Origin of the sequence: Polaromonas sp. (assembly GCF_012927415.1) — a bacterium.
Classification (GTDB): Bacteria; Pseudomonadota; Gammaproteobacteria; order Burkholderiales; family Burkholderiaceae_C; genus Polaromonas.
Genome location: NZ_JABBPF010000105.1, coordinates 1 through 14366, shown reverse-complemented (window position 1 = coordinate 14366; position 14366 = coordinate 1). Strand labels below are relative to the sequence as shown.

Genomic DNA, 14366 nt, shown 5'->3' with positions numbered 1-14366 from the left:
GACTTCCGTGGCGACACCCGCACCTCGATCTTTGACGCCGACGCCAGCATTGCGCTGGACGGCACCTTCATCAAGATCGTCGCCTGGTATGACAACGAATGGGGTTATTCGAACAAGTGCCTGGAGATGGCGCGGGTCGTTTCGTAGCAAGCACGGTTTTGAACCCTCAAACGCGCCTTCGGGCGCGTTTTTTATGGGCGGTGATTGCTACTATGTTTTTTATAGCAAGCTAGAGCGATGAAAAATGGAGCTGGGGCCTTCCTCCAAAAACCCCCGTTTCAAACAGTCAGCTGTCGGCAATGTTGATGGACGCAAAACAAGGGATTTCTAGTTACTTGGTAGATAAGCCCACCTTAAAAATCGATCCTGATGAAGGAGGCAACCTAGCCTTCAAAGTCGCCCAAATCAGCGAAGCCGTAAAACAGCAATGGATCCTAGAACGGGATTCTGGGGTCAGGTCTCCCATCCAGCAGAATAAGCCAAGCTGGTTTAATTTTTGGGCATGGTCAGACCCTTGCGCATTGAATATCCAGGTGCCAGGCTTTCAGCGGATGCACAAATACCGCGCCTTCAAGGCCATGCGTCTGCGCCGCCGTTGGTTTGGTTTCTAGCGCGCGACCCTGCCTTCGTGCAAGCCTATTCCACGGGCTGCCACAGCATGCCATGCCGGCAAGAGATTGCCGGGGCCTTTAACATTCACTACGCGACCGTGAGTCGGATTATAAAAAAAGGAGTGAAGAATGTATGAACACAAGACCTGACCCCAATTTTTTTTAAGATCCGACCTTAAAAAGCTCTAAAAGACCGCAAAAAAGGGGCCAGCTTACGCGGACCCCTCATCACAAAAGCACTTATTTATTGAGCAGGTCCATAGGTGTAGCCGGAGGCACAACCTGTGCCGGTACAGGTAGTGGTCAGCATGTTCACGATGATTTTGCCGGTATTGTTTTTGGCGTGGAAATGGCCTACGCCAGATGTATCGCCGCCCGACACGTTATACGGCCAGCCTGTCGTGTAATCCCAGTTCACTTGTTGCGTGTCGGAGCCGGCGCCAACGTTGATTTGCGCTTTTACATTGGTGTACGACCGGAACTTCGGGCTATTGCCGCAAACCGAATAATCAGAATAGGTTGAACACATGATTTGGTCCTTGGTGCCAGCGTACAGCGTGTAGAAACTGGTGTTGGGCGCTTGCGCAGGCGCCGCTGGCAAGCTGTACCACGCGCCATTGTCAGCAGTCCACGGATTAATGCCAGGTGACCAGCTATCCGGAAAGAATCCAAACACCCATCCATCGTAGACATTCTGGGAGCCGCAAGTTGGCGCATACGCATTGGAATAGCCGGTATAGATACAAGAATCCAGTCCATGCAAGCCACCTGCAATATTGATAAAGCGCCTTACGCTGCCCCAATTGTTGTAATAGTGGAGCGTCGCGATTGACATTGACACCCCGAATGAATGGGAAATGATGTCGACCTGCGACTTACCAGTGAACGATTTGACTTGTTTGATGAAGCCATTAATGATGTCAAATTTCGATTCTTGATGGTAGTTCATGGCAGCTGAGCCACGCTCGGATGAATTCAAATAATTGACTCCGTAGATCTCACAGTCTTTGTAACCGGCGTTTTTGAGTTCTTGATATACCGAATTAGGTGGCTTCGAATAGCCAGGCACTTGGTAGGTGTTGGCGGCCAAGCTATATGCCCAGTCCGTATTGCCATGAATAAAGATGACTGGGGTTCTGGTAGCCGTACAGCCCGTGGCACCGCCGAAACCACCATAGCCGACCGTCGGGCTAAAGCCGCCCCCGAACTGTGGATCGACTGCGCTCTTACACATCTTGTCGTCGGCTGTGGTGCAAATAAGTGCTTGCGCGCTTGGACTGAACCCAATGAAAGCTAGACCCACTGCGGTCATCGGCGTCAATGCCCCAAATACAGTGCAAAGTAGTGAAAATATATTTGTCACTAGCGTGGGGGTAGAAAGAGAATAACTTTTCATAAAAGGTCTCGTTGTGTAGTTGTTAGTAAAAAAAGCGCATAACCGTCGTGTGCTTAGCGCCGGGTGAATATCGGCTATTCATTTCCCGTAGTCAAGAATTTTTTGTTGCTGCAATGCAATAGTGCAGACCAAAGAAAGGATGATTGACAGCACGTGATTGACCATTTTTGACCCGACGTCACCACGCAATGCACCTTGCAAAAGTTTCCTCAATGGAACAAAGTTTGGATGTTGTGTGTGGTGGTTGATAAATGATCGAAAATGCGGATTTGAAGACAAGAAATCAACATTCGGAAAAGTTTTTTTGTTAATACTTATTAGAAAAACTTATTAAAAAGTTTACGCAAATAACGACCATGGTAAAAAGTTTTGCAAGTAAGACGGTCAAGCCGTTGTTAGTCAGCTGCGCTACTTTGCTGACGTTGGCGGGTTCGTATTGGGCGTGGTACGCGTTGCAGGCGGAAAATGACGAGAACACACCGTCCATGTCCAGCACACCGCATGCTTTGAAAGACAATTCCTCGGCGCTAAACGGCTTTGCCAATCCTGGGTCAAAAGGATCAGCTAGCGCATCGCCGCAACCGGAGCGCACCATGGCGACAAACTCATCAGACCTGAACGAGAGGGCGCTTAACATGGGAGTCGCTCGTGATTTGCGTACCAACGCTGTCGCTGACGCAGCGGCCTTGCGCGTATTGGTGCTTCGCTACGATACCGAACGCGATCCGCATGCACGTGAAATGATCAAGGCACTTTTATCGACTATCAATCAACCTGAAGTCATTGAATTATCAAAGCGACTCGCCATGAGCGGCGATGCAGAAAAGCGGCGCGACGGCTTGGAGCTTATTCAGCGTCTATCACTCGAGTCGGCCGATGTCCGTAATGTTGTAAAACAAGTGTTGGTGACTGAGCAAATGCCCAGTGTATTACTGCAAGCATTGTCGGCATTAAAGCCGATTGCTGTCGAGCCGAGCGAAGCGCATGAGATTGTGGCGCAGCTTGAGAGCCTTTCATACCATGCCGATGCTGCAGTCAGAAGCCAAAGTATTTTGCGGCTTGCTCAATGGGATGCCAATGGGGAGTCGGATGAGCGGCTCACACAGTTATTGACTGATCAAGCACCTGACGTCCGGCACGCGGCGATCTTTGCACTGTCCCAAATAAAAATGCGCAAGGAAAATGCAAAGACAGCGAGATTGAGCACCATCGGTAATGGTGATGAAAGCGTAAAGTAGCGATTAATTAAATCTACTGGGCGTGCCTTTTATTGCAGCCGCATTAGGAAAACTCTGCAAAAGTGGCCCCCGACTAGGAGAGGACCCAGGGTCAGGTCTCTCAGCTTGCAGAATAAGCCAAGCTGGTTGAGTCTTTAGGCAGCAGCCGGTAACCAAAGTCGACGTCGATCCGCCATAGGCCTTGATCGATGGATCAAACACCTAAACAGCAAATCTATCTGGGCGACGATGATTTCATAGCCCGCATGCAAAAACATGCCGGGCTTGACGCTAAAAACCCAAATAAAGAAACTCCGCGACGCAAAGCCAATATCAGCAAAATACAGTCAAGCGCGCCAGCCCTGTTCAGCAATATCAATCGCTTTGCGGGTATCAAGCACCACACCAAACAAGAGCAAAACCAAAATATAGCCAACGCTTTTTATCAGGGCGGGCACAGTCAAACTGCAATAGCGTTGGCGTTTGACATATCAAGCTCGACTTTAAGTCGGGTTATCAAGGGGTATGAGAATGGGGGATGGATGGCTTAAACCAATTGAAGACATTCAAGTCGGCGACTTGGTGCTGACTTGACAGACGGTTGCCCCGGCGTCGCACCACCAACTCCCGCGTTTCCCTCGGCACGCAACCCGGGAATGTCATGTTTCGTGTCTTGCGCGGCCCTTCACATCCCCCAGCGGCCAGCGCCGGTCTTGCGGTTTTGATTTGGCGTGCAGTAGGGCGACTTGGCGTCAAACCGCGTCGGGCCGGGGCAGGGTGTGGACGCCACGCCGACGATGGCGAACTGGTCGCAGCCGGAGCGATAGAACAGCACGCCGTCGCCCACCCGCAGCGCATCCCGTATGAAATCACGCGCCTGGTAGTTGCGCCTGCCGACCTCGCGTACCGTTGCGCTGTGCGCTGCCAGCGCCACGTCCACCGAGCATTCGCCGAACCCGGTTTTCATCAGCCCGTAGTTCATCGCCTCAACCCTGCCAGCGCCGGGCTGATGTTGCACTCGCTCGATTCGCGGCGCGGCGTCATGTCATCCTAGAATTGTTTGTCCAGTTCCACACAAGAGAGTTTCAGTATGGCCGGCATCCCGCACATCGAACAACACACCGCAAAAATAGGCGTCAGGGTTGCTGTCATGGGCGCCGGCGCTGTCGGCTGCTACTACGGCGGCATGCTGGCGCGCGCCGGGAATGAGGTGGTGCTGATTGCGCGGCCCCAGCACGTTGACGCCATAGCCAGAGACGGCCTGCGCATGCAGACCACGACCTTTGACGAACAGGTGCGCCTTTTCGCCAGCAGCGAGCCTGGCGCGGTGCGAGGCGCGCAACTGGTGCTGTTCTGCGTCAAGTCGCTTGACACCGAAGCGGCTGGCGCCCTGCTTAGGCCGCACCTGGCGCCCGATGCGCTGGTGCTGACCCTGCAAAACGGCGTGGACAACGCCGACCGCTTGCGCACCGTGCTGCCGCAGCACGCGGTGGCCGCCGCGGTGGTTTACGTCGCCACAGAAATGGCCGGCCCTGGCCACGTCAGGCACCACGGTCGCGGCGAGCTGGTGATTGAGCCCGCCAGTGCCAGCGAAACCGTGGCGCAAGCGCTGATCGCCGCCGGCGTGCCGACAGAGATTTCTGGCAACGTGCGCGGCGCGCTTTGGGCCAAGCTGATTCTCAACTGCGCCTACAACGCCGTCTCGGCCATCACCCAGCTGCCCTACGGCAAGACGGTGGCGGGCGAGGGCATCAGGAGCGTGATGCGCGACGTGGTGGCCGAGTGCCTGAGCGTGGCCCGGGCTGAGGGCGTGCAGGTGGCGGGCGACGTGCATGCGGCCGTGGAGAAGCTTGCAGGCAGCATGCCCGGCCAGTATTCATCGACCGCGCAAGACCTGGCGCGCGGCAAGCGCAGCGAGATTGATTACCTCAACGGGTTGATCGTGCAGCGCGGCGAGGCGTTGGGGATTGCGACGCCGGCGAACCGGGTGTTGTGGGCGTTGGTGAAGTTGATTGAGGGGACGCGGGCACCTTCGCGGCCTTGACCGGCACCGCGTCGAAGCAGGCGCGATTCCCTTTCTGGCGCGTCATCTGCGCCAAGTGCAGGCCCATTCGCCACTTCCAACAGGTCGCTGCTGCCCCAGGCCGTACCACGGGTCCATCGCGCAGTCGTGGCCAAAGGAGATATTGACGCCGGCGGCCGTCAGCTCGGGCACGCGGGTCCTGCCGCAGCGCCTTGGGTATGGGCCGTGACCAACCTTTTATCGATTTCGTTCAGCTTCTGTTCACCCACTCTTTCGTAAGCTCTGTTTCACATCAACCAAGGAGCTCTCCATGAAACGTACTGCCATTCTTTGCCTGACTACGCTGCTGGCAGCGGGCGTTCAGGCCCAGACTTTCAACGACACTGCCCGCGTGCGCAATGTCACCCCACAGCACGAGAACATCTCTGTGCCACGCAACGAATGCACCAGCCAGTGGGTCACCGAGCAGCAGGCCGTGCCGGCTTCGCGCAATTACGGCGGGCTGGCGATCGGCGGCGTGGCCGGCGCGTTGCTGGGCAACCAGGTCGGCGGGGGCCGCGGCCGTGAAGCCGCCACCGCCGTCGGTGCCGTGGTCGGCGCGCTGACCGGCGAGCATCTTGCCAACCAGGGCGGCTGGGGCGGCTACCCACAGGCCGCGCCGCCGCAGCAGCGCCAGGTGCAGAGCTGCCGCACCGTCAACGACGTGCAGTCCCGTCTCACGGGCTATCAGGTCGAGTACGAGTACCGCGGTCAGGTCTACAGCACGGTGACCCGCGAGAACCCGGGCCGCACTCTGCCCGTGCGCGTTTCGGTGGCACCGGCGGATTCGGTGGGGCGCGATTACCAGGGCGTAAGCGAATACCAGGGCAGGCGCGATGACCGTGGCGGTCGCGAGTACTATGGTGCTTACAACCGATGAACGTATTTGCCAAACTGCTTTGCGCCACCTTGTTGCTGGTGTCCAACCTGGCCTGGGCCGACCTGAGCCGCGACGACGCGGCCGAAGCGGCCCAGAGGGCCAGTGGCGGCCGCGTGCTGTCCGTGGACAGGTCCGAGTCTTCGGGCCAGCCGGTGTGGCGCGTCAAGGTGGTCACGTCGGCGGGTGAAGTCCGCGTGATCCAGCTGGACGTCGCCACCGGCCAGGTCCGCTAGGGCCGGCCTGCGGCAGCTGCAAACCCATGCGCCTTTTGCTCATCGAGGACGATGCCGCGCTGCGGCTCACCCTGGCGCGCCAGCTGGAGGCCGATGGTTACCGGGTCGATCAGGCCAGGGACGGCGAAGAGGGCCTGTTCCTGGCGCGGGAGTACCCCCTCGACCTGGTCATCGTTGACCTGGGACTGCCCAAGCTGAACGGGCTGACCATCGTGCAGCGCCTGCGCCTGGAGGGGAGCGCTTTGCCCATCCTGATCCTTACCGCGCGCGGCAGCTGGCAAGACAAGGTGGTCGGGCTTGAAGCCGGCGCCGATGACTATCTGGTCAAGCCTTTCGAATATCCGGAGCTGGCGGCGCGGCTCAAGGCTTTGCTGCGACGTTCGCTCAAGACCGCATCCGACGTGCTGACGCTCGGTCCCCTCAGCATCGACCTGACGGCGCAGGCGGTGCGGCTCAATGGCGCGGTGCTGGAGCTCACGGCCTTCGAGTACCGCCTGCTCGAAACCCTGGTGCGTCAGCGCCCGGCCATCGTCACCCGGCAGGCGCTGTCGGACTACCTGTACCCGCACGGGGAAGACCGCGACAGCAACGTGCTGGAGGTGCTGGTCGGCCGGCTGCGCCGCAAGCTCGACCCGCAGGGCAGCGTCGGCCCCATCGACACGGTGCGGGGACGGGGCTACCGGTTCACCCTGGAATGAGGGCCGGCCACTCCATCCGTGCCCGTCTGCTTCTGGGTGCTGCCGTGGTGCTGCTGGCCTTTTTGACGGGCGCAGGACTGGCGGTGCAGCGTGCCAATGCCGAAAGCGTGCAGGCGGCCTATTTCGGCCGGCTGCACAGTACCATCTATCTGTTGCTGGCAGCTGCTGAACTCGATGCCGGCGGTGCTCTGGTGATGCCTCCGGAGTTTTCGGAGCCGCGTCTTTCGCTGCCAGGTTCCGGCCTGTACGCCGGCATCTACAACCTATTGCTGGGGGCGCAGTGGCAATCGGCCTCGACCCTGGGTCGACAGCTGCCGTTCCGGCGCAGCCTGCAACCCGGTCAATGGCGCGACGAGACGGTCGATGGGGCCGGCGGATCCTTCCTGTCGGTGAGCTATGCCGTCACCTGGAAAGCCTCCGTGCGTGAGGCGCCGCTGGTGCTCACGGTGCTGGAAGACCGCGCGGCGTTTGACCGCGAAGTGGGCGCCTTTACCCGTACCCTGTGGCTCTGGCTGGGCGGCACCGCCGTTTTGTTGCTGCTGGCCCAGCTGTGGCTGCTGCGCTGGGGCCTGGCGCCACTGCGGCAGGTGGCCAGCGAGATCCGGCGTATCGAAATGGGCGAGCAATCGCGCATCGAGGGTCGCTACCCCAGCGAAATCTCCGGCCTCACGGACAACCTGAACGCCCTGATCCAGCAAGAGCGCGTGCGCCAGACCCGGCAGCGCGACGCACTGAGCTTTCTGGCCCACAGCCTGAAGACCCCGCTGGCCGTGCTGCGCAGCGCGCTGGCCGAGCCGGCGCAACTGCCAACCACCGTGGCCCAGCAGGTGAGCCGCATGGATGACATCGTGCAGCACCAGCTGGGGCGCGCCATCGCCGGGGGCGCCGCGCGTTTTGCGCCGCCGCTGCTGCTGGCGCCGATCCTGCAGCGCATCCGTGACGCGCTGGCCAAGGTCTATGCCGAAAAGGACTTGGACTTCAGCGTCGAATGCCCGCCCGATCTGGCGTGGCGCATCGACGAGGGCGACCTGTTCGAAATGCTGGGTAACCTGCTGGACAACGCGGCCAAGTGGGCGCGCAACCGGGTCGGGGCGCAGGTGTGGCGCGAAGCCGGGCGCTTGTGCATCTGCATCGAGGACGACGGCCCCGGGTTCAGCGACACCGAGTCGGTGCTGCGGCTGCATGTGCGGGGGGACGAGCGTGTGCCCGGGCACGGCGTCGGGCTGGCGGTGGTGAGCGACTTGGTGGCCAGCCATCAGGGGGAGCTCAAGCTCTCGCGCGGCGGAATGGGCGGCGGGCGGGTGGACATCGTGTTGCCGGTGCCTTGAGGGGCATGCGCTTCAGGCTAAAAGTCAGAATTCCTGATTTACCTTGAAGAAGGAGGTCCTGGCGGGTCGATTGGCGACGGTCAAGCGAGCGATGACCTCCGGCGTCTCAGCGACCAGCTTTCCCTTCCTCCAGACCTTCAGCCGATTAGCCCGCAACCGGATCGCCTCCGCTGCATCCCGCGCCTGCAGCAGCACAAAGCTCGCATCGCAGCCCACCTGTAGCCCATAGCCCTGCAGGCGCATCACCTTCGCCGCATTCACTGTCACCGCGTCGAAGCAGTCGCGCATGCCATTCTGGCTCGTCATCTGCGCCACATGCAGGCCCATGTGCGCCACTTCCAGCATGTCGCCGCTGCCCATGCCGTACCACGGGTCCATCACGCAGTCGTGGCCGAAGGCGACGTTGACGCCTGCGGCCATCAGCTCGGGCACCCGGGTCATGCCGCGACGCTTGGGGTAGCTGTCGTGCCGGCCCTGCAGCGTGATGTTGATCAGCGGGTTGGCGATCACGCTGACGCCGCTTTCGGCGATCAGCGGCAATAGTTTGCTGACGTAGTAGTTGTCCATGCTGTGCATGGAGGTGCAGTGCGAGCCATTGACGCGTCCCTGCAGGCCCAGGCGCTGCGCCTCGAAGGCCAGCGTCTCGATGTGGCGGGACAGCGGGTCGTCAGTCTCGTCGCAGTGCATATCTACAGACAAGCCGCGCTCGGCCGCCAGTTCGCACAGCAGCCTGACGCTGGCTGCGCCTTCGGCCATGGTCCGCTCAAAATGCGGAATGCCGCCAACAACGTCCACGCCCATGTCCAGCGCGCGCTTGAGGTTTTCCACACCACCCGGGCTGCGCAGCACGCCGTCCTGCGGAAAGGCGACCAGTTGCAGGTCGATATAGGGCGCGACGAGGCGCTTGACCTCCAGCAGCGCCTCCACCGGCAGCAGGCTGGGGTCGCTGGTATCCACATGGCTGCGGATGGCCAGCAAGCCTTTGGCGACGGCCCAGTCGCAATAGCTCAGCGCCCGTTCAATCAGCGCTTCCTGGCTCAATAGCGGCTTCAGCTCGCCCCACACCGCAATTCCTTCCAGCAGCGTGCCGCTTTCGTTGACGCGCGGCAGGCCGTGGCTCAAGCAGGCGTCCATATGGAAATGGGCATCGACGAAAGGTGGGCTTAGCAGCAGGCCCCCGGCGTCGATGACCTCGTGCGCCGGGACATCCAGGCCTGGCGCGATTTCAACAATCAGGCCGCCACGCACGGCCACTGACATGTGGGTCCGGCCATCGTGCAAGCTGGCGTTTTTGACGAGTAAATCAAGCATCTTCATCTTTGCTGCAGGGGTTTATCAGGCTTGAGGGTAACTGGCTTTGACTCAACACTCCGTGCTGGCAGCCTTGAAACGCACAACTTCCTTTCAGGCGGTGAAGGCGTGGTAGGCTTTTATCTGAATCTGTTTCGCAAGCGTCCTGATGACCGTTCAGGGTGCGAAAAATCGTTAAGACTTTGCTTTTTGCCCTTTGCACTGCGCATAAAAACCGGATCAACCACCATGAATCAACTGAGCCTGCATCGCGTTAACGACCAGGTGTTTCGTGTGCTCTCAAGCCAGGGTGAGCACGTCGGCTATCTCAAGCTGATTGGCGGCGCGTGGAAGTTCAAGGCCATTGGCCAGGATTCAAGCGGTCATGTCATTCCTGGCGGTGGCCCGCTTACCGGGCGACACAACACGGTCTTTGCCGTGGCTGATGAATCATCGGTCAGTGCCGGACTGAATGCATAAGCCCTGCCGTGTCAGCGCGGTACGGTGAAGGTCAACGGCCCGCCGTCGCACATGCCGTCCGACAGCACCAGCAGCTTGTAGGCCGAAGGCGTTTCTTCCAGTACTGTCATGGCCTCGGGTTTCAGCTCCTTGTCGCAATTGCGCAGTTTGACGCCGCCCAGATCCAGCGCCGCCAGCAGCCTGGGCTGAACCACGCTGGTGCTGCTTTCTCCTGGCTTGCCGTCCCACCAAGCCAACACCCAGCCGACGTTCTGGCTGGCGCTGCTGTCGTCCGGACCGGCCAGCAGCAAAATGCCGGTCTTGACGGCCACCATGTCGCGAATGCCGCGCCGCTGGCCTAGCGCAAGGCTGGTCATCGTCGTCTCGAGCGCGCGGCCGGCCTCACTGCCAAACAGTGCATCGGCATCAACTGCCAGCACTCTGGCCACCCCATCTAAAACCGGGCCGCGAAAGCCAAAATACAGCTGGCCGTCGCGCACTGCCAGACCTTCGATGTTCACGCCCTGCTGCCCGGCCTGGGTGGGCGCCTTGGCCGGTGGCTCGGAACCCAGGCATTTGCGCTCGCCCACATGAGGCGCCAGGGCGGGCTGCGCCTGCATGAGGGACCACAGCCTGCCGGTGTCGGCATAGTCCACCAGCGCGCCGCTCGCGTTGCCTGAACTGGCTGCCGGTGAGCGCAGGGCGCGGCCGGTGGCCGGGTCCAGCCTGAAGCGAATCACATGGCGGCTACCGGGGTTGCTGGCGCAGTCCCCGCGCTTGGCCGAGTGCGAACCCGTGACATAAAAATAACGCCCGTCAGTGGCTGCGCCTTCGGCGTCCAGCTCGTCATTTGTTTGGCGTAGCACCACCGGCTCGGCATCGACAGTCAATTCCCGGTTGCCTATATACGCGTAACGCGCCTCTGCGCCCTCGTCAAAAGCCAGCAGGCAAATACGCCGCCGGTTTGCGTCGAGATTGCAGGCCACGCCGCTGACGGACTGTCGGGTTTTTTGCAGTTTTTTCCTGCCCAGATCAAAGTAAAAACCGGCGCCGCTGTCCCACAGGCCGCCGTCGGGCTTGAGGCTGACTGGCGGCAGCTGCGCGCCGGCGCCCGCGCTCAAGGCCAAACCAGCGACGAGCAGCGCCAGTTGAACAAATCGGGGTGGCAGAGGTTGAGGCGTGGTGCGCATCGCAGCACTGTAGCTGACAGCACACACAGACGCAGTCATCGTTGCGCGCAAGCGTTGTGAAGTTTGTCTTTACCCACTGACCGCCATCGCGGCAGCGGACGGAACTGCGGCGGGCAACGGCCTTTGAGAAAGCTGCCCATCGGCGCGCAGTGTCACCTCCATCCGTTCGATGCCGCCCGCGCAGGGAAAAGCCGTTGTAATTGGCTTTCCATTGCCGCTGTCCTAAGGCTTAAGTGCCAATGTAGCGTCAGCGCCTTCCGAGAGGGTCGTCATGAACGGCGGCCAGTCAGCGCCGCTCATTCGTTGGATTTGGTTTTATTGATGAAATAGCCGTCGTGTCCAGCAGATATCGGCATTCTCAGCTATAAAAAAAATAGCAAACTGCAAGCTGATAAGGCTTGGCATCGGACAAATTGGGGGGGCAGTCGCCGCCATGGGTGCGGCTTTCGCGCCGCCGGCAGCGTCTAATTGAGGTTTGCCGGTTGGTTGCGCTGTACTGCGTCATGCTCGGCCTGCTGCGCATCCGTGGTGTCGATATTCGCCGTCTGCTCACGGCAATAAGCAAACAGCGCGTCGAGTTCAGTGGATTTATCGAAGACTGCGTCAGCCCCAAGCTCGGCCGCGCGCTTGCGGATTTCAGCTGTGGCGAAGTTGGTCAGGAGAACAACTTTCTGGTAGGGCTCGCGCTTGCGGCAGCCTGCCAACACGCCCAGGCCGTTGCCTTCCTTTAAAAACAGGTCAACAATAGCGAGGTGCCATGCACCGTCATGCAGGTCCAGCCAGCGGCTGGCTTCGGCCTGGGTGGCAGAGCACGCGGCCACCTTCACATCCGCAATCTCGCGCAATGCGTCAATCAGGTTCTCCAGGATGATCGCATTGTCTTCCGCCAGGTAGGTGATGAGTGTTTTCATGCGTGGTGCGCGGGTTATTGCGTTGCCGGTTTGCAGCGCATGGTCTTGACCATCCTTAACTTATCTGAACACTCTGTGCAGAGCAATGCTGCCATCCTGCAGCGCGCTGCAAGGTAGGACAACGCACTCCTCCGGCAACTTGGGTGGCCGCCGATATTCAGCGTGGCGGTGCGAGCTTACTGGCCCGGCATATTGCCGGGTGCCGGTCTTTCTTCACGCCCGCCGGGGTGCCGGGCAAATCGCGCCGGATCGCGCCCATGCACAGGCGCCCCGTCAGGCCAGGGCCAGCCGCCAAACTGCGTGCGGCGGTAGTCGTCCATGGTCTGCGCAATTTCTGCCTGGGTGTTCATCACAAACGGGCCGTGTTGCGCCACCGGCTCGCCGATCGGCTTGCCCTGCAGCAGCAGGAACTCCGCCTCGGCGTTATCACCGTTGATCAGTTCAACCTCGACGCCGGCGCGCAACTCAATCGCGCTGGGCTCCTTCACAATCTGCCCGCCCACCGTCACTGAGCGCCCCTTGAAGTAGTAAAGCTGGCGTCGCGTGCCTTTGCCGGTGGCGGCGGGCAGCGTCCAGCGCGCGCGCGGTGCCATCAGGATGGTCCAGATCGCCACATCGGCGTCGGCCTGCGCAGCCCACGAATCGGGCGGTGGAGCCGGCGGCGTGGCCACATCCTGCAGTCGACCCGCAATCGCTGCCACCTCTGTGGTGCGACCCCCCGCGTCGGTCGCCAGCAGGCGCGGTATGTCCTGTGACCAGAGCATAGTGAAGTGTGGCGCAGACATTTTGGACGTTGCCGGCAAATTCAGCCATATCTGGAACAGCTCCAGCGGGTTCGGGCGGTCCTGCTCGAGCAGCGGAAACATCTCGGAATGCACCACGCCCCGACCGGCGGTCAGCCACTGCACGTCACCGCGCCCGAAGCGCGCTGTCGCACCGAGCGAATCAGCATGGTCGATCAGACCCTTGCGCACAATCGTCACGGTCTCAAAACCGCGGTGCGGATGGGCCGGAAAACCAGGTACCGTGGTGCCGTGATACATGCTCCAGCCGTTGTTGTGGCTGAAGTCCTGCCCGATGGCGCGACCGGCCAGCGCGACGGCGGGCCCCAGCTGTGCATTGGCCTGCGGATAGGCGTCATCGTGATAGACGCAAAACAGGAAGGGGTCTATGGTTTTCCAAGGAAAGCCGAGTGACTCGATTTGAACGATCGGGCTGGTGGTCATGGCGGGGCTTTCAAACCAGTCAGCTGAGGCTGCGCTAATAGGCTTTCAAGGGCTGGCCCTGTCGGCGTCATCTGGCGCGTCAGGGTCGGGCGGATTCACCCTTTGAACCGATCTGAAACCGGGCATATCGTTACAAACAGTCGTGGGCTCGTCCTACGTACCGCGCGCGGCGGCACGGCTATGATTAAGGTTCGCCCTGTGTAGCTACCCAAAAATTATTTTAGGCAGTTCATGGTCGAGGCAGCAAAAACTGTCCGCGCACAATTTAATGCGCATTTTTCGCTCACTTCCTGAAGGACTTCTCATGAAATACTCACTATTGCTGGTCGCATTGGTCGCTGCCCTCGGCCTGAGTGCCTGCGAACGTACCGTAGTTACTCCCGGCCCGGCAGGCGCAACTGGCGCCTCAGGTTCTACCGGCTCCACTGGCTCCACTGGCTCCACGGGTTCTACTGGCTCTACTGGCTATAGCGGCTCTACCGGCGCTACCGGCGCTACCGGCGCCACTGGCGCAACCGGCTCCAGTACTGGCGTTGCAGGCCCGGCTGGCGAAGCGGGTGCCACGGGTGCTACCGGCGCGACCGGTGCGACCGGCGCCAAGGGTACTTCTGGCGACACCGTGGTGGTCGTTCCCGCAAAGTAAGCTGACCTGACCCGCGCTAGCGAAGCGCGGGTCAGCGGTCGGTCAAGCGGACTCAAGCTGGCTGATTTTTTCGCAGGGTTGGCAGGCCGACGCCTGCCGACGCAAAACCGCCATCGACCGCCAGCACTTGGCCATTGATGTAGCTGGCAGCCGAACTGCACAGAAAGCCTGCAGCAGCAGCGATCTCCCCCGTCGTGCCATAACGGCCCAGCGGAATCACGT

17 protein-coding genes and 2 pseudogenes are annotated in these 14366 nt (G+C 60.4%); 11 read left to right on the top strand and 8 right to left on the bottom strand.

The window, feature by feature from the left end; genetic code table 11:
* Together HHJ19_RS10640 and HHJ19_RS10635 are read left to right on the top strand one after the other, a co-directional pair.
* Positions 1 to 147: pseudogene (locus HHJ19_RS10640) on the top strand (type I glyceraldehyde-3-phosphate dehydrogenase); the annotation flags it as partial.
* 158 nt (positions 148 to 305) lie between these two features.
* Positions 306 to 611: a hypothetical protein gene (locus HHJ19_RS10635; protein WP_296906967.1), complete on the top strand. Its 306-nt coding sequence runs from the start codon at positions 306 to 308 to the stop codon at positions 609 to 611.
* Between the two features lie 244 nt (positions 612 to 855).
* Here HHJ19_RS10635 and HHJ19_RS10630 read toward each other — a convergent pair whose 3' ends face one another.
* Positions 856 to 2007, bottom strand: coding sequence for a hypothetical protein (locus HHJ19_RS10630; protein WP_296906964.1), 1152 nt, complete (start codon positions 2005 to 2007; stop codon positions 856 to 858).
* Between the two features lie 356 nt (positions 2008 to 2363).
* Here HHJ19_RS10630 and HHJ19_RS10625 point away from each other — a divergent pair, with 356 nt between their 5' ends.
* The gene (locus HHJ19_RS10625) at positions 2364 to 3245 is read left to right on the top strand and encodes a hypothetical protein (RefSeq protein ID WP_296906962.1); all 882 of its coding nucleotides are present in this window, start codon (positions 2364 to 2366) and stop codon (positions 3243 to 3245) included.
* Between the two features lie 188 nt (positions 3246 to 3433).
* A complete protein-coding gene (locus tag HHJ19_RS10620; RefSeq protein ID WP_296906959.1) occupies positions 3434 to 3775 on the top strand; it encodes a helix-turn-helix domain-containing protein in 342 nt (113 codons plus the stop codon).
* A 134-nt stretch (positions 3776 to 3909) separates the two neighbouring features.
* Here HHJ19_RS10620 and HHJ19_RS10615 read toward each other — a convergent pair whose 3' ends face one another.
* Positions 3910 to 4206, bottom strand: coding sequence for an EVE domain-containing protein (locus tag HHJ19_RS10615; protein WP_296906956.1), 297 nt, complete (start codon positions 4204 to 4206; stop codon positions 3910 to 3912).
* Between the two features lie 108 nt (positions 4207 to 4314).
* Here HHJ19_RS10615 and HHJ19_RS10610 point away from each other — a divergent pair, with 108 nt between their 5' ends.
* Entirely contained in the window at positions 4315 to 5268 is a 954-nt protein-coding gene (locus HHJ19_RS10610) for a 2-dehydropantoate 2-reductase (protein ID WP_296906954.1), read from the top strand.
* Here HHJ19_RS10610 and HHJ19_RS10605 read toward each other — a convergent pair.
* Positions 5252 to 5466 (bottom strand): annotated as a pseudogene (locus HHJ19_RS10605) (cytosine deaminase); the annotation flags it as partial. The gene HHJ19_RS10610 and the pseudogene HHJ19_RS10605 sit on opposite strands and share 17 nt — an antisense overlap.
* A gap of 91 nt (positions 5467 to 5557) precedes the next feature.
* Here HHJ19_RS10605 and HHJ19_RS10600 point away from each other — a divergent pair.
* Genes HHJ19_RS10600 through HHJ19_RS10585 form a run of 4 tightly spaced genes read left to right on the top strand, consistent with a single transcriptional unit; the run spans position 5558 to position 8425 of the window.
* Positions 5558 to 6166 carry a glycine zipper 2TM domain-containing protein gene (locus tag HHJ19_RS10600; RefSeq protein WP_296906951.1) on the top strand — a complete coding sequence of 203 codons (609 nt, stop codon included), beginning with the start codon at positions 5558 to 5560 and terminating at the stop codon, positions 6164 to 6166.
* Positions 6163 to 6399, top strand: a complete 237-nt coding sequence (locus HHJ19_RS10595) for a PepSY domain-containing protein (RefSeq protein WP_296906948.1) — start codon at positions 6163 to 6165, stop codon at positions 6397 to 6399. The genes HHJ19_RS10600 and HHJ19_RS10595 overlap by 4 nt, the downstream gene beginning before the upstream one ends.
* A gap of 26 nt (positions 6400 to 6425) precedes the next feature.
* Entirely contained in the window at positions 6426 to 7097 is a 672-nt protein-coding gene (locus HHJ19_RS10590) for a response regulator transcription factor (protein ID WP_296906946.1), read from the top strand.
* A complete protein-coding gene (locus HHJ19_RS10585) occupies positions 7094 to 8425 on the top strand; it encodes an ATP-binding protein (RefSeq protein WP_296906943.1) in 1332 nt (443 codons plus the stop codon). The genes HHJ19_RS10590 and HHJ19_RS10585 overlap by 4 nt, the downstream gene beginning before the upstream one ends.
* Before the next feature lie 24 nt (positions 8426 to 8449).
* Here HHJ19_RS10585 and HHJ19_RS10580 read toward each other — a convergent pair whose 3' ends face one another.
* Positions 8450 to 9736 (bottom strand): amidohydrolase family protein, encoded by a 1287-nt coding sequence (locus HHJ19_RS10580; RefSeq protein WP_296906941.1) that lies wholly within the window; start codon positions 9734 to 9736, stop codon positions 8450 to 8452.
* 228 nt (positions 9737 to 9964) lie between these two features.
* Here HHJ19_RS10580 and HHJ19_RS10575 point away from each other — a divergent pair, with 228 nt between their 5' ends.
* Positions 9965 to 10195 (top strand): hypothetical protein, encoded by a 231-nt coding sequence (locus tag HHJ19_RS10575; RefSeq protein WP_296906939.1) that lies wholly within the window; start codon positions 9965 to 9967, stop codon positions 10193 to 10195.
* A gap of 11 nt (positions 10196 to 10206) precedes the next feature.
* Here the strand turns inward: HHJ19_RS10575 and HHJ19_RS10570 are convergent, their stop codons facing one another.
* The 3 genes from HHJ19_RS10570 to HHJ19_RS10560 all read right to left on the bottom strand — a co-directional run bounded on the left by HHJ19_RS10570 (position 10207) and on the right by HHJ19_RS10560 (position 13501).
* Positions 10207 to 11403, bottom strand: a complete 1197-nt coding sequence (locus HHJ19_RS10570; protein WP_296906936.1) for a DUF3616 domain-containing protein — start codon at positions 11401 to 11403, stop codon at positions 10207 to 10209.
* A gap of 425 nt (positions 11404 to 11828) precedes the next feature.
* On the bottom strand, positions 11829 to 12275 hold the full coding sequence (locus HHJ19_RS10565; protein ID WP_296906934.1) for a response regulator: 447 nt from the start codon (positions 12273 to 12275) through the stop codon (positions 11829 to 11831).
* 176 nt (positions 12276 to 12451) lie between these two features.
* Positions 12452 to 13501 (bottom strand): pirin family protein, encoded by a 1050-nt coding sequence (locus HHJ19_RS10560; protein WP_296906931.1) that lies wholly within the window; start codon positions 13499 to 13501, stop codon positions 12452 to 12454.
* 304 nt (positions 13502 to 13805) lie between these two features.
* Here HHJ19_RS10560 and HHJ19_RS10555 point away from each other — a divergent pair, with 304 nt between their 5' ends.
* A complete protein-coding gene (locus HHJ19_RS10555) occupies positions 13806 to 14144 on the top strand; it encodes a collagen-like protein (protein ID WP_296906928.1) in 339 nt (112 codons plus the stop codon).
* A gap of 52 nt (positions 14145 to 14196) precedes the next feature.
* Here HHJ19_RS10555 and HHJ19_RS10550 read toward each other — a convergent pair.
* Positions 14197 to 14366, bottom strand: a 170-nt coding sequence (locus HHJ19_RS10550) for an SDR family oxidoreductase (RefSeq protein WP_296906969.1), incomplete at its 5' end; no start/stop codon positions are given.

What these genes read in the sequence shown, in the direction of transcription:
- HHJ19_RS10635 (WP_296906967.1), top strand. Translation starts at nt 306, where the DNA reads ATGGACGCAAAACAAGGGATTTCTAGTTACTTGGTAGATAAGCCCACC.
- HHJ19_RS10630 (WP_296906964.1), bottom strand. Translation starts at nt 2,007, where the DNA reads ATGAAAAGTTATTCTCTTTCTACCCCCACGCTAGTGACAAATATATTT.
- HHJ19_RS10625 (WP_296906962.1), top strand. Translation starts at nt 2,364, where the DNA reads ATGGTAAAAAGTTTTGCAAGTAAGACGGTCAAGCCGTTGTTAGTCAGC.
- HHJ19_RS10620 (WP_296906959.1), top strand. Translation starts at nt 3,434, where the DNA reads ATGGATCAAACACCTAAACAGCAAATCTATCTGGGCGACGATGATTTC.
- HHJ19_RS10615 (WP_296906956.1), bottom strand. Translation starts at nt 4,206, where the DNA reads ATGAACTACGGGCTGATGAAAACCGGGTTCGGCGAATGCTCGGTGGAC.
- HHJ19_RS10610 (WP_296906954.1), top strand. Translation starts at nt 4,315, where the DNA reads ATGGCCGGCATCCCGCACATCGAACAACACACCGCAAAAATAGGCGTC.
- HHJ19_RS10600 (WP_296906951.1), top strand. Translation starts at nt 5,558, where the DNA reads ATGAAACGTACTGCCATTCTTTGCCTGACTACGCTGCTGGCAGCGGGC.
- HHJ19_RS10595 (WP_296906948.1), top strand. Translation starts at nt 6,163, where the DNA reads ATGAACGTATTTGCCAAACTGCTTTGCGCCACCTTGTTGCTGGTGTCC.
- HHJ19_RS10590 (WP_296906946.1), top strand. Translation starts at nt 6,426, where the DNA reads ATGCGCCTTTTGCTCATCGAGGACGATGCCGCGCTGCGGCTCACCCTG.
- HHJ19_RS10585 (WP_296906943.1), top strand. Translation starts at nt 7,094, where the DNA reads ATGAGGGCCGGCCACTCCATCCGTGCCCGTCTGCTTCTGGGTGCTGCC.
- HHJ19_RS10580 (WP_296906941.1), bottom strand. Translation starts at nt 9,736, where the DNA reads ATGCTTGATTTACTCGTCAAAAACGCCAGCTTGCACGATGGCCGGACC.
- HHJ19_RS10575 (WP_296906939.1), top strand. Translation starts at nt 9,965, where the DNA reads ATGAATCAACTGAGCCTGCATCGCGTTAACGACCAGGTGTTTCGTGTG.
- HHJ19_RS10570 (WP_296906936.1), bottom strand. Translation starts at nt 11,403, where the DNA reads ATGACTGCGTCTGTGTGTGCTGTCAGCTACAGTGCTGCGATGCGCACC.
- HHJ19_RS10565 (WP_296906934.1), bottom strand. Translation starts at nt 12,275, where the DNA reads ATGAAAACACTCATCACCTACCTGGCGGAAGACAATGCGATCATCCTG.
- HHJ19_RS10560 (WP_296906931.1), bottom strand. Translation starts at nt 13,501, where the DNA reads ATGACCACCAGCCCGATCGTTCAAATCGAGTCACTCGGCTTTCCTTGG.
- HHJ19_RS10555 (WP_296906928.1), top strand. Translation starts at nt 13,806, where the DNA reads ATGAAATACTCACTATTGCTGGTCGCATTGGTCGCTGCCCTCGGCCTG.